Genomic DNA, 22,099 nt, shown 5'->3' on the forward strand with positions numbered 1-22,099 from the left:
CTACCCACTCCACCCCTCGATCGGGCGAACTCATCGGCTCTTCCGAACAACGGCCCGCCACCGCCTCCTACGGTCGCAGCAGCAGAAGAACGGGGAGGGAACACGATGACCGTGGCCTGCGAGCCGACGTCCGCGCAGGGAGAAGCCCTCCAAGAGGCCTTTCTGGCCCTGGGCACCCCTGAGGGGGTCCGGGCCGAGCTGATCGAGGGGGAGATCTCGGTGACCATGCCACCCGACGGCAACCACCAGCACACCGTGGACGCCGTCGTCACGCAGGTCTACCGGCGATCGGCAACCGACATGCAGTGCTCGGGGAACAAGGGCATCGTCCTGCCGCGCGGCGCCCTCTGCCCCCGGAACTACGCGATCCCCGACGCGACCTTCGCTCCACGAGCACTCCGGCTCTTCCGCGGCGCCGAACCCTGGATGCCCGCCGCCGGCGTCGCCCTGGTCGCCGAGGTGACCTCCGCCAAGCCGGACGGCGACCGCTTCGCCAAGCGGCACTGCTACGCCCGCGCCGGCATCCCCCGCTACCTCCTCGTCGACCGCGAGAAGGGCACGGTCACGCTCTTCGAGGAGCCGGGGGAAACCGACTACGCCGAGTCGCACTCCGTCTCCTTCGGCAAGCCGCTGCCGCTGCCCGAGCCGTTCGGCTTCGACCTGGACACCTCCGAGTTCGCCTGAGTCGCCGCGCGGCAGCCCTCCCGGAACCGTCTCGTCCGTTCCTCCCCGGGTCCCGGCGCCCCACACCTCCGGCCTGCCCTTACGCCCTCGTGAACCGCCGGTTAGGCTCCCTGACCGGCAGTCATAGGCGTGACGGGGGGGCACAACATGGCTTCAGCGGAGGACGGCAGAGAGACGGGCCCGCATGCGTCCCGCCCCCCGGAGACACCGCACGCGGCAGGGCCGTGGGCCTCCCCGGTCCCGGACGGCACGGCGGCCTTCCCGGTCCGTATCGGCTGGGGCCTCTTCCGCTGGGCCGTCCTCCTCGGCGTGCTCGTCATGGGCCTCGGCCTGGCCGGGAGCAACGCCGCCGACAGTGATCCGGTCGTCGATCTCACCGTGCTCCACGCGGAGGGCGACGGCCGCTGCACCGTCAGCTGGACCGTGCCCTGGGACGGCACGGAACGGACCGGCCCCTTCCGGTGCGACCCGAAGCATGACTACCGGCTCGACGACTGGGAGTTGGGCTATCTGGTGTCGTACGGCCCCTGGAAGGGGGACCTCTACGACCGGTACGGCGACGGCACCGTCGCCGATGAGGTCAACGGCCGCCTGGCTCTGGGGGGCTTCGGGCTGGCCGGCGCGGGCGTCATCGGAGGGCTGACCCGGTGGTCGCTCCGGCTGGGCCGGCGAGAACCGGGACCGTACGACAGGACACCTCGAACCGCCACGGCAGGGAGCCCCGGAACGGCCTCCGCCGCCGCGGACGGGCAGCCGTCGGCGAGCCCGGCCGAACCTCGGGTGAGCCTGGTCAAGGCCCACCCCACCGGCCCTTCCGCACCGGTCCGGGGCCCGCTTCCGGAAGCAGGAGGGCATGACACCCCCGCCCTGGACCTGCCCGCGACCGCCCGTGCGCTGGAGGACTACCGCCACCGCGCCCGGAGACTCGCGGCCGCGGGGGCGGCAGGAGTGCTCGCGGCCGCCGCGCTCATCGCCGTCGCCGACGGCGCCGCCGCGTTCTTCGCCCCGCAGGCCCTCGGCCCTCTGCTCGTGCTGGTCGCCATCGGGCTCGGCTCCCTGCGCATCGCCCGCCGGATGGAACGGACGCTGTCCGCACATCACTGGACCGCCTGCCCCGCCGTGGGCATCGGCCGCACCCTGCACTCCGCGACGGTCGTTCTGCGGGATTCCGAGACCGGCACCTGGTGGCCCATGACCGCCGTCGCGGTCCGGCAGCGCTACCACTTGGTCGCTCCGGGGCCCAGCGGCGTCCTGTGGTGGTGCGGCGATCCCCGCGCGGGCGGAGTGATCTCCCCGCCGGGGAGCGGGGAACTGGTCTGGGTCAAGCCCGTCCGGGGCCGGCGCACCAGGGAGCGGCTGTGCCGCACCGCCGAGAGCGAAGGGCTGGCGCTGCGCCCCGATCCGGTACAGCCGGATGCGGAGCAGCCGCAGTCCGGGCAGCCGCGGCCGGTACAGCCGGAGCCGGACCTCCGGGCACCGGAGGCCGGAGCCGTCTCGAAGACCCGTGGCCGCGTCCCCGGACTCTTCCGCTGGGCCGTCCTCCTCGGCGTCCTGGTCACGGGTGCCGGGCTCGGCGGCTACATGGCCTCCGAGACCGACCCGAGGGTCGAACTCACGGTGCACGACAAGGACTCCCTCGGCCGCTGCACGGTGAGCTGGACCGACCCCGGGAACGGCACGAAGCGCACCGGTCCGTTCCAGTGCGATCCCGACCCGGACACCCCGGTCGGCTGGGAGCGGGGATGGGTCGTGGCCCACGGCCCGTGGAAGGGCGACCTCTACAACGAGTACGGGGAAGGCACCGCCGCCTTCGACGGCTATGCCGTGCTCACGGTGGCCGGGCTCGCCGTCGCCGTCCCCGGCTTCCTCGGCGGCGGGATCCGGTGGACACGCCGGACGATGGCGGTACGGCGGGCTGTCCCGGCGGCGTACGGCCCCGGGGCGCCCGTTCACGGGGCGGCCGCGGCCGACGGCTACGGCAACCCGTTCGCCGGCCCGGCCGGAGGCAGCGGGGCCCCGGGCGGCACCCCGCCCCGCACCGTCCAGCCGTCTTATGCCGTTCTTGCGGCGGAGGCGGAGCGCCAAGCCCTGCCCCGGCCCGCGAAGGGGCGGTGGCGTCCGGAGGCGGACGTACGGAAGGTGCCCTGGTGGCGCGTCCGCACCCTGCTCGACATGTCGCAACTGCCGCCCGCCGCCTGGGGACTGGGATCTGCGGCCCCCTTGGCGGTGCTGTACACGGTGTGGCCGGAGGACGTCACCGTGCTCGTCGTGCTGGGGATAGCCGCAGGCGCCGTCATGGGCGCCGTGCACCTCCACCGGGCGCTGACCTGGGGCGTTCCGCTCGCCCGGCGGCTCGCGCTGGCCGCCCGCGCGCCCGTCCCCGTGCCGAAGCGCTACGTCCTGCTGTACGACCCGTACGGCGGTCTGCCGAACCTCGTCCTCTTCCCGGCGCACGGCGGCCCGGACGACCTGCCGGAAGCGGTCCTGACCGTGCTGCCGCCGGGTCGCGGCAAGCACCCGGGGCTCGGGCTGCCCGCGCCGGTGGGCGAAGCCGAGCTGCGCGGCTGGCTGGACATCCCGGCGTTGGTCGTGCCGTGGATCGAGGGCCGCCCGCTGTGGCCGCGGCACCCCTACGAGGAACTGTCCGCCCACGACCCGGAGGCACGGGCACTGCTGGCCCGGCTGACGGCGGGAGCGGCGGGTCCGTCGCCCTTGCCGGAGGACTGAGCGGGGAGGGCACGAAGGAGTCACACCTGGGGCCGAGCAGCCCGGAGGAGCACGGCAACCCGGGGCCGGACCGGCCGATACCAAAAGCCACGCCGACGGGGACGGACCACCCCAGGGGCCGGCCTCTTGCGCCGGCTCGGCGTAAGCCCAACGGGCTTCCCAAGGCCTGGAATTGGTGTGCGCCGTCGGGCCGGAAGCCACTACCGTCGCTCGTCGTACCCTGCCCGCGTCCGCATGGCATCCTCCACACCGGCGGTCAATGCCGCGGCCCTCCGGCAGAAAGACTCCGCGCTCACCACTCCCACCGCACGACCCCATCGGCAACGCCCCAGCCGCCCGCCCCCGATCCGGAGACCCGTGTCCATGGCCAAGGCAGCGTCCGCCGATGGGAGTCCGGGGCGCGGCAACCGCGGGAGCCGCGGCGGGCCCGTGCTGATCGGGGCGCTCGTCGTCGACGCGGTCGGCAACGGGCTGTTCCTGCCGCTCTCCCTGGTCTACTTCCTCCGGCTCACCGACATCCCGGTCGGCCCGCTCGGGGTGCTGATCAGCGCGGCCAACGTTCTCACCCTGCCGATCCCCGTGTGGACGGGCCTGCTCGCCGACCGGTTCGGCGCGCTCCCCGTCGTCGTCGCCTCCCAGGTGCTGCACGGCCTCGGCTATCTCGCCTACGGCCGGGCCGACGGGCCGGTGAGCCTCTTCCTCGCCGTGGCGCTGGTCGCGAGCGGCGTGCGCTTCTTCTGGTCGGCCGTCTTCACCGTGATCGCCGACTACGCGGACGGCAGCCGGTCCGCACTGACCAAGGACACCTGGTTCGGCTGGGCGACGATGGCCCGCACGGCGGGCATCGGTGCGGGAGGTCTCCTCACCGGGCTCGTCATCGCCGACGGCAGGGCGGACGCCTACCGCGCCGTCGCGTACGGGGCAGCGGGGTGCTTCGCCGTGGCGGCTCTGGTGATCGGGGTCTTCGTCCGCGCGCCCAGGCCACGGCACGACGGCCACGGGGGCGGCGGAGAGGGCGGGGCGAGGGAGGACGCGGCGGGGGAGGACGCGGCGGGGGAGGCGGAGGGGCGCACCGGACGGCGCGCGGACGGTACCGAAGCCCCTCGCGCCGGCTACCGCACCATGCTCCGGGACGGCCCGTTCCTCGCCCTGACCGGTATCAACACGGTCTTCGCCATGACGACCATGATGCTCGCCCTCGCCCTCCCGACCTTCGTGGAGACCGGCCTGCGCGCCCCCGCCGGGCTCACCTCGGCGGTCCTCGTCGGCAACATGGTGCTGGTGTCGCTGCTGGCCGCCCCTGTGGCCCAGCGGCTCGCCCCGTACCGGCGGACCCGGGTGCTGGCGGCTGCGGCCGGGCTGTGGGCGGCCTGGTCGTTCGCGTACTCCGGACTCGTTCCCGACCGGCCGTCGTGGGTGCTCCCGCTGCTGGCGGCCGCCACGCTGCTCTTCACCCTGGCCGAACTGATGCACGCCCCGGTCTCCATGGGGCTGGCGACGGCGGTCGCCCCGCTCGCCGCCCGGGGCCGCTACCTGGCCGCCTACCAGTACAGCTTCGCCTTCGCCGGGATCATCGCCCCGGCCTTCTTCACCACTCTCTTCGAGCTGCACCGCTCCCTGCCGTGGGCGGCCCTCGGCGTGGTCAACTGCCTGGCCGCGGGCGCCGTCCTGCTCCTCGAACGGCATCTTCCGCCCGGCGCCCTGCGCACCCGCGGGCCGACCGGCCCGCGGGAGATCTCCCGGGAACCATAAAGGACCGCAGGGAACCGGCCGTTTCCCGGCCGAACCTCTCCCGGCGGGCGGAACCCCCGCCAACCGCCCTCCCCGCCCCGGATACGCTCTCCGGCATGGCCACCGACCTCAGCGCGCTGACCCCCGAGTACCTCGCCTTCTGGGCCGAGCGGCACCTCTGCACCATCACGACGCTCCGCCCCGACGGCACCCCGCACGTCGTACCGGTCGGCGTCACCTTCGACGCGGAGCAGGGCATCGCCCGGGTCATCACCCGCAAGACCAGCCGCAAGGTCCGCAACATCCTGGCCGCCGGGCCGGACGGGGCGCGGGTCGCGGTCTGCCAGGTGTCGCGCGGCCGGTGGGCGACGCTGGAGGGCCGCGCGGTGGTCCGTACGGAGCCGGAGGCGGTGGCCGACGCGGTGAACCGCTACGCCGTGCGCTACGAGCGCATGCCCACCCCGAACCCCGAGCGGGTGCTGGTCGAGATCACGGTGGACCGCGCGATGGGCCACTGCTGAACGCGGGCCGCTCCGCGGGGTGCCGGGCACCGGTCGGGGGCCTTGACGATGCCACCGCCGACCGGGGTGTTGCCCGCGGCGGTGAGAACGGACACCGATGAGGCCTGGCCGGATACCGCACCCCGGACACCGACCCGGAGGCGGAACGTGAGACTCCGGAAGGAGCCACGCCAGATGCCGGCGAGAACAACCGCGGCAGGCAGCGCCGGAGGAGTCCGCCGCCGGGGCGCCGGATCACCTGATTCCGCTCAACGCCCGGGCCGGCGTCCGCATCCGGGGCTTGACCTCAACCAAAGTTGAGGTATCAGGATCTGCGGTATGAAGACCACTGCCTCTCCCCCGCACCCGACGCCCGACGTCCTCGGCCACTCCCATCTGGACCATTTGATGGGCCTGATGACCGGTGACGAGAAGCACGGGCCCGCCGCCACCTCCACCCTCGACGTGCTGTGGGTGCTCTACGACCGGGTCCTGAGGGTGGCCCCGGACCGCATGGACGACCCCGGACGGGACCGGTTCCTGCTGTCCAAGGGACACGGCCCCATGGCCTACTACGCGGTGCTGGCCGCCAAGGGGTTCCTGCCGGTCGACTGGCTCCCCGCCTTCGGCTCCTACGACTCCCCGCTCGGCCACCACCCCGACCGCACCCTGGTCCCCGGCGCCGAGATCGGCAGCGGGTCCCTCGGGCACGGGCTGCCGATCGCCGTCGGCACCGCCCTCGGCCTGCGGGCCCAGGGGCTGGACCACCCGGCCGTCTGGGTGCTGACCGGTGACGCCGAACTGGACGAGGGCAGCAACCACGAGGCCATCGCCTTCGCCGGCCCGGCCGGGCTGGACCGGCTGCACACCGTCGTCGTCGACAACTCCTCCGCCTCACACGCCCGTCCGGGCGGCATCACCGCCCGGTTCGAGGCGGCGGGCTGGTCCGCCGTCACCGTCGACGGCCGCGACCACGAAGCCCTGTACGCGGCCTTCACGGCCCCGCATCCGGGGCGTCCGCACGTCGTCGTGGCGCGCGTCCCGTCCCAGCAGGCCTGAGAACCCCCGCCCGCAGCCCCCCGTGATCCGATCCGGAAGGACTTCTCCCATGGACACCATGCGCGACCGATTCGCCCCGGTCGTCTCCCGCCTGCTCGACGAGGACCCGCGCGTCGCGGTCGTCCTCGCCGAGATCGGCGTCGACGGCTTCGCGGAGGCCCGGCGGCGGCACCCCGACCGGGTGATCAACGTCGGTATCCGCGAGCAACTGCTCATCGGCGCGGGCGCCGGCCTGGCCCTGACGGGCATGCGGCCGGTCCTGCACACCTTCGCCAGCTTCCTCGTCGAAAGGCCCTTCGAGCAGGTGAAGCTCGATCTCGGCCACCAGGGCCTCGGCGCCGTCCTGGTCAGCGCCGCCGCCTCCTTCGACTGGCCCGCCGGCGGCTACACCCACATGGCGCCGGGCGACATCTCCCTGCTCGACACCCTCGACGGCTGGACGGTCCACGTGCCCGGCCACCCCGACGAGGCCGAGACCCTGCTGCGGCACGCCGTCGCGGCCGGTGACGACAAGGTCTACGTCCGGCTGTCCGTCCAGTCCAACGCCGACGCCCTGCCCGTCGACGGGGCACGTTTCCGCACCGTCCGCGAGGGCCGCTCCGGCGTCGTGGTCGCCGTCGGACCGATGCTCGACGCCGCACTCGCCGCCACCGAGGGCCTGGACCTCACCGTCCTGTACGCCACCACCGTGCGGCCCTTCGACGGACCGGCCCTGCGCCGGGCCGCCGAGGCGGCCGAAGCCGACGTCGTCCTCGTCGAGCCGTACCTCGCCGGGACGTCCACGGCCGCCGCGAGTGAAGCCCTCACCGACATCCCGCACCGCGTTCTCGGCCTCGGCGTGGCCCGCCGCGAACTGCGCCGCTACGGCACAGTCCCCGAGCACCTGGCCGCCCACGGCCTCGACCCGCACTCCCTGCGGGAGCGCATCACAGCGTTCCTGCGGGCGGCAGCAACTTCCGGCGCGCCGGGCCGCCCGCAGACGTGAGCGCGTCTCGATCGAGCACGGCAGATGCCGCTCACGCCAACTCCGGACGAGTTGTACGCGGCGGCATGGCCGTGCGCCCGCGGCGGACTCAGCGGGTGCGTGCTGTGCTCAGTGCTGGCTCACCACGTCGAGATTGATGAACCTCGGCTCACTGGTGCACAGTTCGCGCAGCCGGTCCGCGAAGGTCTGGGTCTCGGGCAGCGAGTTGTTCTTCATCGCCGCCTCGTAGGACGGGAATTCGACGATGTCCACGTAGCGGTTCGGGTTGTCCCGGTCGTGGGCGTGGAACTCGCGCGACAGGGTGCGCTTCCCCTCCGTCGCCTGCTCCCACTCGTCGAACAGCGGCTCCAGTTCCTGCTCGCGGGTCGTCTCGTACTCGATGATCTGCACAAAGGCCATGACTTCTCAGCTCCTTGATCCGTGATTCGCGCGTGTTGGCGCGTGTTCGGGCGTTCCCCGGCCGGCTCAGCCGGACTTGGCGTACTCCGAGGCCATCACGCCGGCGAAGTCGTACATGACGACCTGCTCGTCGCCGACGACCCAGGCGTCGTGACCGGGCGGGCAGACGAAGACGTCCCCGGGGCCGGCCTCGGCCTCGGTGCCGTCGTCCATCCGCAGCCGCATCCGGCCCTGCACCATGTAGCCGTTGTGGTGCACCTGGCAGCTCTTGGTGCCGGCCAGCGGGCCGACCGACTCCGACCACCGCCAGCCGGGTTCGAAGGTCGCCACGGCGAAGTCGAGCCCGGTCAGGTGCAGGGCTTCGAGATGGCCGCGGGGGAAGTCCCGGCGTTCGTCGGGCTTGTCGACCGTCTTCATTTCCAGTTGCACGGCGGGTCATCTCCATCCGGGTTGGGTCGATCCGTGTCCGGACCCGGTCGGTTACCGCCGCCACCGGGGCATCGGCTCCGCTGCCGCGGCACGCCGACTGAGCCCCATACACATCCAGTATCGACCCATTTGGCCCATTGTGCGAATGGTGGGCGGAGACCCGGCGCGCGAACGGAACGGCCGGGGCCCGCCGCCCGGATCGGGCAGCGGGCCCCGGCCACGCGTACGCACGCACCTTTGGGCAACGCCCGGAGGCGCCGGCCCGGCGGTCAGTCCAGCGGCTCCCCGGTGATCTCCTCGGTGATCGCGAAGCCCTTGGCCGGCCCGTCGGGGATCTCCACCGCCGTGCCGTACGGCACGCGGATCTCGGCCGCGTAGACGGCCTCCTTCGGGGAGGGGGAGGTCAGCACCGTCACCGTGCCGTGCCCGTCGAAGTCGTCGATCAGCACGTAGACCGGAATCCCCGCCCGGGCGTACGCCCTCCGCTTCCGCACCCGGTCCCGCTCGGTGGCGTCCCGCCCGGGTGAGACGACCTCGGCGACGAGGGCGACAGACTCGGCAGAGACGCCCAGCCCGTCCTCGTCCAGCGCCTCCTCAAGATCCTCGGGTGCGACAAAGACATCCGGGATCAGCACTTTTCGGCCATGGAGAATGTTCATGTCCTGGTAAGCGGCACAGTCACCGCCTTCGAGGAACTTCTCCACACGGCGACGGAGCCGGTTGGAGACGATGCCATGACGGCTGCGGCCAGTGGGAGACACCTCGATGAACCCCTCGACGATCTCGGCGTGGAAGCCCTCGGGGAGTTCCAGGGTCTTCCACGCCTGCCACAGAGCCCCGTCGAGATCGACTTCGGCCTCACTCGTCATCATGGGAGCCTCGGTCCTCTCGCACAGCACAGCGGTCATGGCGCAGCACCTCCTCCTCAAGTGTGGGCTGAGCGGCCTTGCGGCACAAGCAACACCGTCACGCTACGTAGACGATCCGGTGCACGACTCCCGAACGGGTCATCGCCACTCGTCCGGGTGAACCCTCAGCCGAGGCGACCGAACTCAGCCTCCTTGATGCCGCGTATCAGCGCCCGCAGCGACCCCGGTGTGGTCGTGACGACCACACCGGGGTCATCGCTCTCTCGCATCCCTATCGCCTCTCCACTCTCAGCCAGTTCGAGGCAGTGGTTTCCATCTCCGCCTCCTGAAAATGAGGACTTCTGCCATCTGATCGACTCGTGCATCACCATGTCGTTCACATCTCCTGCGCCACTTTGCGGATGAAGGACCGCGAGTCGGCAGGCCCCAGCGCGTGCTCACCGACCCTGCGGTAGAGCTCCCGATGCTGCTCCAACTCCGGCACCTCTGTCAGCAGGACGCCCCCGTGCACAGCGTCCAGATGCACCGTGTCCAACTGCTCCACCGGGCCGTCGGCATAGAGCATCGAGTAGTCGGCGTGGGTGAACCCGTCAACCTCGAAGGGGACGACTCGCAGCGAGACACTCTCCCGTTCCGAGGCCTCGATGAGCGCCCAGAGCTGGGCGCGGGCCGCACCCCTCCCGGCCACCCGGATACGCAGGGCGGCCTCGTGCAGCACCACCTCGAAAGGAACTGGTGGACAGCGGTCGAGCACCTGCTGCCGACGCTTCCGGAACTCGACCCGTGCGTCGATCTGTTCCTGCGGCGGCGCCGAGACCGCGTTCCCGAACAGCGCCCTCGCATGGTCCTCTGTCTGCAACAGGCCGGGGATTTGGGTGATCTCGACGGCTCGGAGACCCTCGGCGTGGTGCTCCAACTCCGCGAGGTCCAGAAAGCCTTGGGGCAGGACGGTCCGGAACTCCTCCCACCAGCCGCCTGCACGTTCACCCGCCATCGCGGCCAGCGCGTCGACAAGAGCCGCATTGGTGCATCCGTAGTGCGATGCCAGGTCACGCGCTCGTTGCCCGCCAACGGCCACGCGCCCCGCCTCCAAGTGAGACAGCTTGGCCTGATCCAGGCCGACCGCGTGAGCCGCTTCCCGTCCGCTCAGCCCCGCTTGCTCGCGGAGCTTTCTCAATTCGGCGCCCAGCCGCTCCTGGCGAGCAGTCGGGTTCCTTCTCGGCGGCATGAACCTCTTCCCTTTCGAACCGCCGCTCGGCGCGACGGCCGCGCGGCATCCCCGTTCGGGGGAACTTCCCAGAACCAGTTGCTAGGGAACAAATTTGGACCCTACGTTGAGTGTCGCGCCGCTCACGGAGCGGGACTCCGGCCAGCCGGAAGCGCACCACCGTGCCCTGCTCCGGGCTGGCCGAGGGCGGCGGGCGGTGGCAGGCCACCGCGGAGGCCCACGTCAGCACGCACGACCACGTCGGCACGCACGCCGCACAGCGTTCGCGAACGCACGGCACACCACTCAACCGCATTCACCCACGCCCGGAGGCCACCATGCCCACACCCGCCCCTTTCGAGTACCGCATGCAACTCCCGCACGACCCGCGCGCGGTGGGCGTCGCCAGGCGCTCGCTCCGGGCCGCTCTCACCGCGCACGAGGTGCCCGAGCTGGTCGAGCGGGCCGAACTGCTCGCGAGCGAGCTGCTGACCAACGCCATCGTCCACTCCGCCGGTGAGGCGCAGCTCCGGCTGCGCTGGGCGCGGGAATCCCTCTGGCTGTCCGTCTGGGACACCAACCCCAAGCCGCCGGACCCGCGCGTCCCCGATGACGACAGCGAGGGCGGCCGGGGGCTTCACCTGCTGCGGACGCTGGCCGACCGCTGGTCGCACTACCCGGTACGGCCGGACGTCTGCGGCGGAGCCGAGTCCAAGGTCGTCTGGTGCAGGATCAGCCGGTCCGCTCCCGGCTGAGCGGGCCGGCGGCCGGTGTCAGACCCCCGTGCTGGACTGTCCGCAGGAGATACGGGGGTCTGCCAACTCCCCTCCCCGGCAGGGTTTCCGCGGCACCGATGAGTTTTCGGCCGCCCGCCGGTCAACCCCTGCACAGACCACGGAGAGAGCGGAACGGGAGAAGTCATGAGCGAGACTCGGGCACAGCAGGACGGCACGATTCAGGGCGGCGGGGTCCAGGGCGGCACGGCGGGCACGGTGGCCGGGCCGGGGGCGGCGGCGGGCGGGGCGCGGAAGGGGCGCGCCATGGCGATCACGGTGCTGGTGCTCCGGATCGTCTTCGGTCTCTTCTTCGCCATCGCCAGCGCGCTGCCGAAACTCATCGCGCACTCCTCGGCCACCGAGAGCTTCGACAAGATCGGGCTCGGTGACTGGTTCATGTATCTCACCGGCGTCCTGGAACTGGCGGGCGGCATCGCGCTGTTGATCCCGCTGCTCTCGGGGCTGGCCGCGTTCTCGCTGGTCGCCCTGCTGATCTGCGCGTTCGGCATCACCATGACCGTCTTCGACGGGGAGAACGCCGCCTCGCCGCTGCTCTTCGCGATACCGATCGCCGTCATCGCCTGGTACCAGCGGCACACCGTGCCCGAGCTGTTCGCCCGGCTGCGGAGCGCCCTCGGCCGGTGAGAACCGGGCCGGGGCGGCGGGGCCGGACCGGCGGCGGCGAGGCCGGAGCGGATCAGAGCCGTTTCGCGGGGCGGGCCGTCGGGGTGTGGTCACCGTCCCGGGGTGCCGGTGTCCGGGCGTCCGTGCCGCGCTTCGAGGCGGCCTTGCCCAGGTGGTGGAGGGCACCCAGCAGCAGGCCGATGTCGTCCAGATAGATGGGGTCGGGCAGCAGGTCCACGGGGAAGACGGTGTAGACGATGGCGCCCCAGAACAGGAGCTTGTCGCCCGCCGGGGTGTCCTCGCTGCGCAGCATCCGGTACGTGCGCACCAGCTTCACCGCGAGAACGACGGCGACGGCCAGCATCACCACGGCAAGCAGCAGGAGCACCCAGAGCACCGGTCCGCCGAGCTGGTCGATCACAGGCTTCCACCCTCGTAACGGCCCGGAGCATGCCCGGGGTTGGGACTCGTACCGTCTTGTCCGGATCCTAACCGGGAGTCCGGTCGTGGCGGTGGTTGTGCTGCTTCTTCCCGGGCGGGTGGCCACCACGCGCCTACGCCGTCCGGCGGATCCCGCCCGGAACGCCTCGGGTCCGGAAGGTCTGAGGTCCGGAACGGCTCAGGCGGCTGGGAAAGCCCGAGGCCCGCGAACGCCTCGGGCCCGGGAGCGGGATGCTCTCCGGGCCCGGGACGGTGCGCGGGAAGGAACGGGCACGCGGGAAGGACAGGGCCGGCTGCGCGGACGGGGCCGGACGCGGCGGGACCTGCCGCAGGGTAATAACCCGGTACGCCGGGCGGGGCGGTTCACCGTCACCTCGGCGGGCCCGGGTCCTACTCGCCCCGCCGCTTCGGGCGCCAGACGACCAGCGCGCTGCTCTGCTGGACGTCCGAGTACGGCACCAGGTCCCGGCGGTACGAGGCGTGCACCGCGGCCTCGCGCTGGCGCATGGCCACGGCCGCGCCCTCGACCGCCTGCTGGAGCTCGGCCACCCGCGACTGGAGCGCCGTGACCTGGTTCTCCAGTTCGATGATGCGCTTGATCCCGGCGAGGTTGATGCCCTCGTCCTGGCTCAACTGCTGCACTTGGCGGAGCAGTTCGATGTCCCGGGCGGAGTAGCGCCGCCCGCGGCCCGCCGTGCGGTCCGGGGAGACCAGGCCCAGCCGGTCGTACTGCCGCAGGGTCTGCGGGTGCAGCCCCGAGAGCTGGGCGGCGACCGAGATGACGTACACCGGTGACTCGTCCGTCAGCTGGTACGGGTTCCGGCTGCCGCGGCCGGTGCCCTCACCGGTGACGCCGCCGGCGCCCCCGGGACCAGTGGGACCACCGGAGCCACCCGGGCCGCCTCCGCCCGCGTTGCCGCCCGCGCGTCCGCCTCGGATGTCCATCTCATGCTCCCTTCGCGGCCTGGAACAGCTCCGCCCGCGGGTCCTCACCCGCGGTGGCCTCGCGATACGCCTCCAGCGCTTCCCGCGCCTTGTCGCTCAGTTCCCCGGGAACGGACACCTCGATGGTGACCAGCAGGTCGCCGCGGGTGCCGTCCTTGCGCGTGGCGCCCCTGCCCCGGGCGCGCATGGTGCGCCCGTTCGGCGTGCCGGCGGGCAGCTTCAGCGTGACCGCCGGACCGCCGAGGGTGGGCACCTTGATCTCGCCGCCGAGCGCCGCCTCCGTGAAGGACACCGGCACCGTCACGGTCAGGTTGTCGCCCTTGCGTCCGAAGACGGGGTGCTTGTCGACGTTCACCACCACATACAGATCGCCGTTGGGACCGCCGCGCTCGCCCGGTGCGCCCTTGCCGCGCAGCCGGATCCGCTGGCCGTCGCTGACGCCCGCCGGGATCCGGACCTGCATGGTGCGCGAGCTCGTCGCCCGGCCGCTGCCCTTGCAGACGTCGCAGGGGGTCTCGGCGATCAGGCCGCGGCCCTTGCAGTCGGCGCAGGGGTCGGTGAGCGAGAAGCCGCCACCACCGCCGCGGGAGACCTGCCCGGTGCCGACGCAGGTGGGGCAGACCCGCGGCGTACCGTTTTTGTCGCCCGTGCCGGAGCACGCCTTGCACGCGGCCGAACTCGACATCCGCAGCGGGACGGTGGCCCCGTCGACGGCCTCGGTGAAGCTGAGCGTCACCTCGGACTCGATGTCCTGGCCGCGCCGCGGCTGGGTGCGGGTGCCGGGGCCGGCGCCGCCGCCCCGGTTGAAGATCCCGCCGAACACGTCCCCGAGGCCGCCGCCGAAGCCGCCGGCTCCCGGAGCACCTCCGCCCTGGGCGCCCCCGAAGAGGTCGCCCAGGTCGAAGTTGAAGCCGGCGGGGCCGCCGCGGCCCCCGGCACCGGCGCGGAAACCGCCGTTGCCGAAGAGCGTGCGCGCCTCGTCGTACTCCTTGCGGCGCTTGGGGTCGGCCAGGACGTCGTTGGCCTCGGAGATCTCCTTGAAGCGCTCCTCGGCCTTGACGTCGCCCTTGTTGGCGTCCGGGTGGTACTCGCGGGCGAGCTTCCGGTACGCCTTCTTGATCTCGGCCTCGGTCGCGTCCTTCGGGACGCCGAGAACCTTGTAGTAGTCCTTCTCGATGAAGTCCTTCGTGCTCATCCCCGGCGTCCCTCCTCCCGGTCCGTCATGACGTCAGCCCTCGTCCGGGCCACCGTTCTCCTCGTCGGCCGCCTGTGCCGCCTCCTGGCCGCCGTCGCCCTGGGCGGGCTGGGCGCCCGGCTGGGGTTCGGCGACGGCGACCCGCGCGGGGCGGATCGTTCGTTCGCCGACCCGATACCCCGGCTGGAGGATCGACACGCATGTGGTCTCGGTGACGTCCGGGGCGTAGGAGTGCATCAGCGCCTCGTGGATCGTCGGGTCGAAGGGCTCGCCCTCCTTGCCGAACTGCTGCAGCCCCAGCTTGGCCACCACCGTCTCCACGGACTCGCCGACGGCCTTGAAGCCGCCGACCAGCTCGCCGTGCTCCCGCGCCCGCCCGATGTCGTCGAGCACCGGGAGCAGTTCGGAGAGGACGCTCGCCGTGGCGATCTCCTTGACGGTGATCCGGTCGCGCTCCACGCGGCGGCGGTAGTTCTGGTACTCCGCCTGGAGCCGCTGGAGGTCTGCCGTGCGCTCGCCGAGCGCCGTGCGGACCTGGTCCAGCTGAGCCGTCAGAGCGGTGATCCGGTTCGCCTGGTCGTCCGTCCCGGCGTCCCCGGCCTGGCCCGCCGGGCCCGCCTGGTCGGCGGGTCCGGCGGCCTGAGCCGCGTGGTCAGGGGTCTGTGCGGCTTCGGCGTCGGCGGGGACGTCGGGCTCCTGCTCGAAGCCCGGGGTCTCCTCCGTCACGCCGCACCGTCCTGACGCTTGTCGTTCTTGTCGTCGTCCACGATCTCGGCGTCGACGACGTCGTCGTCCTTGGCCTCGCCGCCGGCGGCACCGGCGTCGGCACCGGCCGCGCCGCCCTCGGCCTGGGCGCCCGCGTACATGGCCTGGCCCAGCTTCTGGCTGACCGCGGCGACCTTCTCGGTGGCCTCGCGGATGGCGGCGGTGTCCTCGCCCTTCAGCTTCTCCTTGAGCTCCTCCAGGGCCGCCTCGACCTCGGACTTCACATCGCCCGGGACCTTGTCCTCGTTGTCCTTGAGGAACTTCTCCGTCTGGTACGAGAGCTGCTCGGCCTGGTTGCGGGTCTCGGCGGCCTCGCGGCGCTTGTGGTCCTCGTCCGCGTACTGCTCGGCCTCGCGCATCATGCGGTCGATGTCGTCCTTCGGCAGCGCGGAGCCGCCGGTGACCGTCATCCGCTGTTCCTTGCCGGTGCCCAGGTCCTTCGCGGACACGTGCATGATGCCGTTGGCGTCGATGTCGAACGTGACCTCGACCTGCGGGACGCCGCGCGGAGCCGGCGGCAGGCCGGTCAGCTCGAACATCCCCAGCTTCTTGTTGTACGCGGCGATCTCGCGCTCGCCCTGGTAGACCTGGATCTGCACGGACGGCTGGTTGTCCTCGGCCGTGGTGAAGATCTCGGAGCGCTTGGTCGGGATGGTCGTGTTGCGCTCGATGAGCTTCGTCATGATGCCGCCCTTGGTCTCGATACCGAGGGACAGCGGGGTGACGTCGAGCAGCAGGACGTCCTTGACCTCGCCCTTGAGCACACCGGCCTGGAGGGACGCGCCGATGGCGACGACCTCGTCCGGGTTGACGCTCTTGTTGGCCTCCTTGCCGCCGGTCAGCTCCTTGACGAGCTCGGCGACGGCGGGCATGCGGGTGGAGCCGCCGACCAGGACCACGTGGTCGATCTCGGACAGCGCGATGCCGGCGTCCTTGATGACGTTGTTGAACGGGTGCTTGCAGCGCTCCAGGAGGTCGGCCGTCAGCTGCTGGAACTGGGCGCGGGTGAGCTTCTCGTCCAGGTGCAGCGGGCCCTCGGCGGAGGCCGTGATGTAGGGCAGGTTGATCGTGGTCTCGGTGGACGAGGACAGCTCGATCTTCGCCTTCTCGGCGGCCTCGCGCAGGCGCTGGAGCGCCATCTTGTCCTTGGAGAGGTCGACACCGTGGCCGTTCTGGAACTGCTTGACCAGGTACTCGACGACCCGCTGGTCCCAGTCGTCGCCACCGAGGTGGTTGTCGCCGTTGGTGGCCTTGACCTCCACCACGCCGTCGCCGATCTCCAGCAGCGAGACGTCGAACGTACCGCCACCGAGGTCGAAGACGAGGATGGTCTGGTCGTCCTTCTCCAGCCCGTAGGCGAGAGCGGCGGCCGTCGGCTCGTTGACGATGCGCAGGACGTTGAGGCCCGCGATCTCGCCGGCCTCCTTGGTGGCCTGGCGCTCGGAGTCGTTGAAGTAGGCCGGGACGGTGATGACCGCGTCGGCGACCTTCTCGCCCAGGTAGGCCTCGGCGTCCCGCTTCAGCTTCTGCAGGATGAAGGCGCTCATCTGCTGCGGGTTGAAGTCCTTGCCGTCCAGGTGGGTCTTCCAGTCGGTGCCCATGTGGCGCTTGACCGACCGGATGGTCCTGTCGACGTTGGTGACCGCCTGGCGCTTCGCGACCTCGCCGACCAGCACCTCGCCGTTCTTGGCGAAGGCCACGACGGACGGCGTGGTCCTGGCGCCCTCGGCGTTGGTGATGACGGTGGGCTCACCGCCTTCGAGAACACTGACGACGGAGTTCGTCGTGCCCAGGTCGATGCCGACCGCACGTGCCATGGTTGATTCCTCCAGCTGACTTGAGTGGAACTGACTCAAGGGTGCCGGACCCGTTCGGTTCTGTCAAAGGAGCTGAGCCGACCAGGCTCAAGTCTTGTGCGGGGGTCTCTGTCACGTGCCGTGGAGCCTCCGCACACCCGCGCCCGGACCGACCCGTCAGCACACAGCCGCCGGGGGCGGCACCCGCGACACACTCGCGGCGTACGGGGGTGCGGGCGGGGCCGGCGCCGGGCGCGCGCCATGACAGCCGCGCCACCCGGAGGCCATACTTCCGCATACCTCGGGAGCCCTCCGGGATGCACGGGAAGGCGCGAGGAGGCGCGGAAAGCCGCCGCAGAGGCCTGCGAGCGATGCAGATCACCGGCCCGGCGCCTTCAAGCGGTCCTGGATCCTGGGTAATCTCAGGAATACTGATTAAGTTACCGCTTAGTAATTACCGCTCTCGCAGGTTCGAGGAGCCCCTATGCAACTCGCCGCGATCATCGTGTCGCTGGTCCTCACGGCGGTCGGCGTTGCGCTCATCGCCCGTGCCGTCGCGCAGCTCTACCGCTTTGTCAAGATCGGCCAGCAGGTCCCCGCGGGCTCCCGCACCGACGACCCGAAGCAGCGCACCCTCACCCTGGTCAAGGAGTTCCTCGGCCACACGCGGATGAACCGCTGGGGCATCGTGGGCGTGGCGCACTGGTTCGTCGCCATCGGCTTCCTGACGCTGCCGCCCACCCTGGCGCAGGCCTACGGCCAGCTCTTCCAGGCTGACTTCATGCTCCCCGTGGTCGGCGGCTGGCTGCCGCTCGAGATGTACATCGAGTTCATCGGCCTCGCCACCGTCCTCGGCATCGTCACGCTGATGGCCATCCGGCTGCTGAACCTGCCGACCCGGGCCGGCCGCAAGTCGCGCTTCACCGGCTCCAAGGCCTGGCAGGCGTACTTCGTCGAGTACGTCATCCTCACCATCGGCCTGGCGATCCTGGTCCTCCGCGGCCTGGAGGGCGCCCTGCACCACGTCGACGGCTACGAGGCCGCGTACTTCGCCTCGTACCCGCTGGTGCTCGCCTTCGGCGGGCTGTCCGCGGCCTCGCTCCAGACTTCGATCTACCTCTTCGCGATGATCAAGATCAGCGTCTCGATGATCTGGATGATCACCGTCGCGCTGAACACCAACATGGGTGTCGCCTGGCACCGCTTCCTCGCCTTCCCCAACATCTGGTTCAAGCGCGAGTCCAGCGGTGACGTCGCCCTCGGCGCGCTGCCCGTGATGGTGTCCGGCGGCAAGCCGATCGACTTCGAGGACCCGGGCGAGGACGACCAGTTCGGCGTCTCCCAGGTCGAGCACTTCTCCTGGAAGGGCATCCTCGACTTCGCCACCTGCACCGAGTGCGGCCGCTGCCAGTCGCAGTGCCCCGCCTGGAACACCGGCAAGCCGCTCTCCCCGAAGCTGCTGATCATGTCGCTCCGCGACCACGCCCACGCCAAGGCCCCGTACCTGCTCGCGGGCGGCGGCAAGGACGAGGAGGGCAACGAGAAGGCCACCGCGGAGCAGCTCAAGGACGTCCCGGCGTCCGCGCTCGCCGAGGCCGAGCGGCCGCTGATCGGCACCCTGGAGGAGAACGGCGTCATCGACCCGGACGTCCTCTGGTCCTGCACCACCTGCGGCGCCTGCGTCGAGCAGTGCCCGGTGGACATCGAGCACATCGACCACATCGTCGACATGCGCCGCTACCAGGTGATGATCGAGTCGTCCTTCCCGAGCGAGGCCGGGACGATGCTCAAGAACCTGGAGAAGAAGGGCAACCCCTGGGGCCTGGCCAAGAAGCAGCGGCTGGAGTGGACCAAGGAGGTCGAGGCCGAGACCGGCTTCGCCGTCCCGGTCGTCGGCCGCGACATCGAGGACCTGAGCGAGGTCGAGTACCTCTACTGGGTCGGCTGCGCCGGCGCCCTGGAGGACCGGGCCAAGAAGACCACCAAGGCCTTCGCGGAGCTGCTGCACACGGCGGGCGTCAAGTTCGCGATCATGGGCGGTGACGAGAAGTGCACCGGTGACTCGGCCCGCCGCCTCGGCAACGAGTTCCTGTTCCAGCAGCTCGGCCAGGAGAACGTGGCCATGCTGAACATGGCCTTCGGCGAGGACGACGAGGACGAGTCGACGAAGCTCGACAAGTCCAAGAAGAAGATCGTCGCCACCTGCCCGCACTGCTTCAACACCATCGCCAACGAGTACCCGCAGCTCGGCGGCGAGTACGAGGTCATCCACCACACCCAGCTGCTGCAGCACCTGGTGGACGAGGGCAAGCTCGTGCCGGTGCACCCGGTCGAGGGCCTGATCACGTACCACGACCCCTGCTACCTGGGCCGGCACAACAAGGTCTACACACCGCCGCGCGAGATCATCGCCAACGTGCCCGGCCTGCGGAACGAGGAGATGCACCGGCACAAGGAGCGCGGCTTCTGCTGCGGCGCCGGCGGTGCCCGGATGTGGATGGAGGAGCGGATCGGCAAGCGCGTCAACAACGAGCGCGTCGACGAGGCCCTCTCCCTCAACCCGGACATCGTGTCCACCGCCTGCCCGTTCTGCCTCGTCATGCTGACCGACTCGGTCAACGGCAAGAAGAACGACGGCAAGGCGAAGGAGGAGCTGAAGGTCGTGGACGTGGCGCAGCTGCTCCTGGAGTCGGTGAAGGCCCCCGCCGAGCCGGACGGCTCCGCCGAGACGACGGACGCGCCGGAGCCCGCGCCGGTCGACTGACCGCCCTCCGCGCGGCCGCGCGGTCCATACGGCGGCTCGTACGACGAGCGGACGGCCCGGAGGGCGTTCGCGGAACGACGGCCGGTGGCACAGCACCTCGCGTGCTGCGCCACCGGCCGTCGGCGTTTCCGCGCGCGGGGGCGCGGGAGGGGGCGCGGGCGCGGCGCGGGGTACGCAGCAGGCGCACGGTTGCGCGGGGCGGCCGGTGCACGGGGACAGCCGGTGCCCGCGCGACCGGCAGCACCAGGGCACACGGACGGCGGGTGCGCGGGGACGCCCGGCAACGCCGCTGCGCCGGTGCCGTCTTCGCCGCCGCTTCTCACAGGCACCCGCGCGGCCGCCGGCGTCCGTACCGGCCGGTGTCCGTGATCCGGTCCGCCGCGCCCCGTCCCGGCGGAGGGCGGCCCCGCAGCTCCCGTCGCGTACGACTCCTGTCGTACAACCCTCGCGCCCCCGCCACCGTCAAACCGGCACCGGGGACGCCGGGCCATCCCCGGCCACCCCCGCGCCGGCCCGGCCCTGCCCGACGCTCGACCAAGGAGCCGTTCCGTGCACAAGAACCGTCCGGCCGCCGTCACGGCGGCATCGTTACTCCTGCTGGCCGCCGCGGGGGCCGCCGTGGCGCCCGCGGCCCACGCGGGTGTCCACGACAGCGTCCGCGCGGGTGACCGCAACTGCGACTTCAACGGCGACGGCCGGGACGACGTCCTCGTCGGCGCCCCGGGCGGCACGGTGAGCGGCGACGCCGGCGCCGGTTACGTCACCGTCCAGTACGGCACCTCCGGAGGGCTCACGACCTCCAACGCCGTGGTCCTCCACCAGGACAGCGCCGGAGTCCCCGGCGGCGCGGAGCCCGGCGACGCCTTCGGCCAGGCGCTCGCCACCGGCGACCTGGACGGCGACGGCTACGACGACGCGGTCGTCGGCATCCCGCACGAGGCCATCGGCACCACGGCGCGGGCCGGGGGCGCCGTCGTCCTCTGGGGATCACCGCAGGGCCTCACCGGCACCGGCTCGGTCTGGCTGGAGTCCACCTCGCCCACCAAGGACCAGACCTTCGGCACCGGGCTCGCCGCGGCCCGCTTCTTCGAGGAGGGCAACGCGGGCGACCTGCTGGCCGTGGTCGACCGCGACGGGCTGCAGTTGTACGCGTTCGAGGCCGCCCGCGACTTCTCCGTCCGCAGCGACGGCGGCCGGGACGGAAGCGGCGCGAAGGCCCGCACACCCGTGCTCCGGAACGACGCCGTCGAGGGCCTGGACCGGGCCGGCCCCTCCGGTTCCGCGCGCCTCACCGCCGCGCCCGCCCAGAACATCCGCCCGCGGGCCGTCACCACCGGCGACTACGACGGCGACGGCTGGGCCGACCTCGTGGTCGCGGGCGTCAGCACCGGCGCGGAGCCCGGCCACGGCTGGTCGATGTACTTCGCGGGCGGCCAGGACGCCCTGGCGTACCAGCGCGAACTGCGCGGCGGTCCCGCGGCGGCCTCCGGGGACATCGACGGCGACGGCCTCGACGACCTCGTCACCGGCGAGCCCAGCGGCCCCGGCGACGGCGGCGACACGCTCACCGGCGGCCTCGTCGGCGTGTACTACGGCAGCGCGTCCGGACCGGCCGGGGAGGGCGGCGCCGCCGACCCGGACACCCCGCCGCAGTGGTGGACCCAGGACTCCCCGGGCGTGCCGGGCGTGGCCGAGCAGGGCGACGGCTGGGGCTCCGACCTCTCCGTCGCGGACACCGACGGCGACGGCTACGCGGACGTGGCCATCGGCGCCCCCGGCGAGGACATCGGCACGCTCACGGACGCGGGCGCCGTGTGGGTGCTGCGCGGCGCGGCCGGCGGGCTGACCGCCACCGGCGTGCGGGACGTCAACCAGGACACCCTGAACGTGCCCGGCGCCCCGGAGCCCGCCGACCGCTTCGGCGGCCAGGTCCGGCTCGCCGACCCGGACGGTGACGGCCGGCATCTGCTGCTGGCGGCGGCGCCGGGTGAGAACACCGACGACGGTGTGGTGTGGGTGTTCCCGTCGAACAGCGGCGGTGTGACGGCCGGCGGCTCCTGGACGTACGGCGCGGGCTCCGTCTCGGCACCGCCCGCGAACGCGCGCTACGGGGCGGCGATCGACGAGTAACGGCGGCACTGCGGGGCGGCGGCACTGCGGCGCCGCGCCACGCGCCGGTCGGCCCCCGGCGCGGGCAGGGCCG

The 22,099-nt window shown here is 72.0% G+C and carries 20 protein-coding genes and 1 pseudogene; 10 read left to right on the forward strand and 11 right to left on the reverse strand.

Annotated elements, in window-relative coordinates; translation table 11 throughout:
• Positions 1–105 precede the first annotated feature (105 nt).
• From IF83_RS0124230 to IF83_RS0124260, 6 genes are all read left to right on the forward strand, one after another.
• Entirely contained in the window at positions 106–684 is a 579-nt protein-coding gene (locus tag IF83_RS0124230; protein WP_030547593.1) for a Uma2 family endonuclease, read from the forward strand.
• A 147-nt stretch (positions 685–831) separates the two neighbouring features.
• Complete coding sequence (locus IF83_RS0124235; RefSeq protein ID WP_030547595.1) at positions 832–3,411, forward strand: hypothetical protein; 2,580 nt, start codon at positions 832–834, stop codon at positions 3,409–3,411.
• A gap of 363 nt (positions 3,412–3,774) precedes the next feature.
• Positions 3,775–5,163 (forward strand): MFS transporter, encoded by a 1,389-nt coding sequence (locus IF83_RS30630; protein WP_078843808.1) that lies wholly within the window; start codon positions 3,775–3,777, stop codon positions 5,161–5,163.
• 95 nt (positions 5,164–5,258) lie between these two features.
• Positions 5,259–5,663 (forward strand): pyridoxamine 5'-phosphate oxidase family protein, encoded by a 405-nt coding sequence (locus tag IF83_RS0124250; protein WP_030547597.1) that lies wholly within the window; start codon positions 5,259–5,261, stop codon positions 5,661–5,663.
• 318 nt (positions 5,664–5,981) lie between these two features.
• Complete coding sequence (locus IF83_RS0124255; protein WP_030547598.1) at positions 5,982–6,701, forward strand: transketolase; 720 nt, start codon at positions 5,982–5,984, stop codon at positions 6,699–6,701.
• A 49-nt stretch (positions 6,702–6,750) separates the two neighbouring features.
• Positions 6,751–7,686, forward strand: a complete 936-nt coding sequence (locus tag IF83_RS0124260) for a transketolase family protein (protein ID WP_030547600.1) — start codon at positions 6,751–6,753, stop codon at positions 7,684–7,686.
• A gap of 108 nt (positions 7,687–7,794) precedes the next feature.
• Here the strand turns inward: IF83_RS0124260 and IF83_RS0124265 are convergent, their stop codons facing one another.
• The 6 genes and pseudogenes from IF83_RS0124265 to IF83_RS35500 all read right to left on the reverse strand — a co-directional run.
• Positions 7,795–8,085, reverse strand: a complete 291-nt coding sequence (locus tag IF83_RS0124265; protein WP_030547601.1) for a hypothetical protein — start codon at positions 8,083–8,085, stop codon at positions 7,795–7,797.
• A 66-nt stretch (positions 8,086–8,151) separates the two neighbouring features.
• Entirely contained in the window at positions 8,152–8,502 is a 351-nt protein-coding gene (locus IF83_RS0124270; RefSeq protein ID WP_030547602.1) for a cupin domain-containing protein, read from the reverse strand.
• Positions 8,503–8,783: 281 nt separating this feature from the next.
• Complete coding sequence (locus IF83_RS0124275; RefSeq protein WP_030547603.1) at positions 8,784–9,422, reverse strand: Uma2 family endonuclease; 639 nt, start codon at positions 9,420–9,422, stop codon at positions 8,784–8,786.
• 125 nt (positions 9,423–9,547) lie between these two features.
• Entirely contained in the window at positions 9,548–9,754 is a 207-nt protein-coding gene (locus IF83_RS0124280) for a DUF397 domain-containing protein (RefSeq protein ID WP_347877122.1), read from the reverse strand.
• 5 nt (positions 9,755–9,759) lie between these two features.
• Positions 9,760–10,377, reverse strand: a complete 618-nt coding sequence (locus tag IF83_RS0124285) for a DUF5753 domain-containing protein (protein ID WP_347877123.1) — start codon at positions 10,375–10,377, stop codon at positions 9,760–9,762.
• A gap of 18 nt (positions 10,378–10,395) precedes the next feature.
• Positions 10,396–10,611: pseudogene (locus IF83_RS35500) on the reverse strand (helix-turn-helix domain-containing protein); the annotation flags it as partial.
• A 317-nt stretch (positions 10,612–10,928) separates the two neighbouring features.
• Here IF83_RS35500 and IF83_RS0124290 point away from each other — a divergent pair.
• Positions 10,929–11,345: an ATP-binding protein gene (locus tag IF83_RS0124290; protein ID WP_037681170.1), complete on the forward strand. Its 417-nt coding sequence runs from the start codon at positions 10,929–10,931 to the stop codon at positions 11,343–11,345.
• A 165-nt stretch (positions 11,346–11,510) separates the two neighbouring features.
• Complete coding sequence (locus tag IF83_RS0124295; RefSeq protein WP_078843810.1) at positions 11,511–12,011, forward strand: DoxX family protein; 501 nt, start codon at positions 11,511–11,513, stop codon at positions 12,009–12,011.
• A gap of 52 nt (positions 12,012–12,063) precedes the next feature.
• Here the strand turns inward: IF83_RS0124295 and IF83_RS0124300 are convergent, their stop codons facing one another.
• The 5 genes from IF83_RS0124300 to dnaK all read right to left on the reverse strand — a co-directional run bounded on the left by IF83_RS0124300 (position 12,064) and on the right by dnaK (position 17,153).
• The gene (locus IF83_RS0124300) at positions 12,064–12,411 is read right to left on the reverse strand and encodes a YkvA family protein (RefSeq protein ID WP_244177189.1); all 348 of its coding nucleotides are present in this window, start codon (positions 12,409–12,411) and stop codon (positions 12,064–12,066) included.
• A gap of 410 nt (positions 12,412–12,821) precedes the next feature.
• On the reverse strand, positions 12,822–13,376 hold the full coding sequence (locus IF83_RS0124305) for a heat shock protein transcriptional repressor HspR (protein ID WP_279617228.1): 555 nt from the start codon (positions 13,374–13,376) through the stop codon (positions 12,822–12,824).
• Position 13,377: 1 nt separating this feature from the next.
• Positions 13,378–14,571 carry a molecular chaperone DnaJ gene (gene dnaJ / locus IF83_RS0124310; RefSeq protein WP_030547613.1) on the reverse strand — a complete coding sequence of 398 codons (1,194 nt, stop codon included), beginning with the start codon at positions 14,569–14,571 and terminating at the stop codon, positions 13,378–13,380.
• Positions 14,572–14,604: 33 nt separating this feature from the next.
• Positions 14,605–15,297, reverse strand: coding sequence for a nucleotide exchange factor GrpE (grpE, locus tag IF83_RS0124315; RefSeq protein ID WP_030547615.1), 693 nt, complete (start codon positions 15,295–15,297; stop codon positions 14,605–14,607).
• Entirely contained in the window at positions 15,294–17,153 is a 1,860-nt protein-coding gene (gene dnaK, locus IF83_RS0124320) for a molecular chaperone DnaK (RefSeq protein WP_030547616.1), read from the reverse strand. Before dnaK ends, grpE begins: the two co-directional genes overlap by 4 nt.
• Before the next feature lie 463 nt (positions 17,154–17,616).
• On the opposite strand from dnaK, the gene IF83_RS0124325 reads away from it, so the two are divergent.
• Positions 17,617–19,896, forward strand: coding sequence for a (Fe-S)-binding protein (locus tag IF83_RS0124325; RefSeq protein ID WP_030547618.1), 2,280 nt, complete (start codon positions 17,617–17,619; stop codon positions 19,894–19,896).
• 549 nt (positions 19,897–20,445) lie between these two features.
• On the forward strand, positions 20,446–22,026 hold the full coding sequence (locus IF83_RS0124330) for an FG-GAP-like repeat-containing protein (RefSeq protein WP_030547620.1): 1,581 nt from the start codon (positions 20,446–20,448) through the stop codon (positions 22,024–22,026).
• The last annotated feature ends 73 nt before the right edge of the window (positions 22,027–22,099 follow it).

Origin of the sequence: Streptomyces albus subsp. albus (genome assembly GCF_000719865.1) — a bacterium.
Classification (GTDB): Bacteria; Actinomycetota; Actinomycetes; order Streptomycetales; family Streptomycetaceae; genus Streptomyces; species Streptomyces albus_E.

Coding starts and splice junctions, on each gene's coding strand:
- IF83_RS0124230 (WP_030547593.1), top strand. CDS start 106: ATGACCGTGGCCTGCGAGCCGACGTCCGCGCAGGGAGAAGCCCTCCAA.
- IF83_RS0124235 (WP_030547595.1), top strand. CDS start 832: ATGGCTTCAGCGGAGGACGGCAGAGAGACGGGCCCGCATGCGTCCCGC.
- IF83_RS30630 (WP_078843808.1), top strand. CDS start 3,775: ATGGCCAAGGCAGCGTCCGCCGATGGGAGTCCGGGGCGCGGCAACCGC.
- IF83_RS0124250 (WP_030547597.1), top strand. CDS start 5,259: ATGGCCACCGACCTCAGCGCGCTGACCCCCGAGTACCTCGCCTTCTGG.
- IF83_RS0124255 (WP_030547598.1), top strand. CDS start 5,982: ATGAAGACCACTGCCTCTCCCCCGCACCCGACGCCCGACGTCCTCGGC.
- IF83_RS0124260 (WP_030547600.1), top strand. CDS start 6,751: ATGGACACCATGCGCGACCGATTCGCCCCGGTCGTCTCCCGCCTGCTC.
- IF83_RS0124265 (WP_030547601.1), bottom strand. CDS start 8,085: ATGGCCTTTGTGCAGATCATCGAGTACGAGACGACCCGCGAGCAGGAA.
- IF83_RS0124270 (WP_030547602.1), bottom strand. CDS start 8,502: ATGAAGACGGTCGACAAGCCCGACGAACGCCGGGACTTCCCCCGCGGC.
- IF83_RS0124275 (WP_030547603.1), bottom strand. CDS start 9,422: ATGACCGCTGTGCTGTGCGAGAGGACCGAGGCTCCCATGATGACGAGT.
- IF83_RS0124280 (WP_347877122.1), bottom strand. CDS start 9,754: ATGGTGATGCACGAGTCGATCAGATGGCAGAAGTCCTCATTTTCAGGA.
- IF83_RS0124285 (WP_347877123.1), bottom strand. CDS start 10,377: ATGGCGGGTGAACGTGCAGGCGGCTGGTGGGAGGAGTTCCGGACCGTC.
- IF83_RS0124290 (WP_037681170.1), top strand. CDS start 10,929: ATGCCCACACCCGCCCCTTTCGAGTACCGCATGCAACTCCCGCACGAC.
- IF83_RS0124295 (WP_078843810.1), top strand. CDS start 11,511: ATGAGCGAGACTCGGGCACAGCAGGACGGCACGATTCAGGGCGGCGGG.
- IF83_RS0124305 (WP_279617228.1), bottom strand. CDS start 13,376: ATGGACATCCGAGGCGGACGCGCGGGCGGCAACGCGGGCGGAGGCGGC.
- dnaJ (WP_030547613.1), bottom strand. CDS start 14,571: ATGAGCACGAAGGACTTCATCGAGAAGGACTACTACAAGGTTCTCGGC.
- dnaK (WP_030547616.1), bottom strand. CDS start 17,153: ATGGCACGTGCGGTCGGCATCGACCTGGGCACGACGAACTCCGTCGTC.
- IF83_RS0124325 (WP_030547618.1), top strand. CDS start 17,617: ATGCAACTCGCCGCGATCATCGTGTCGCTGGTCCTCACGGCGGTCGGC.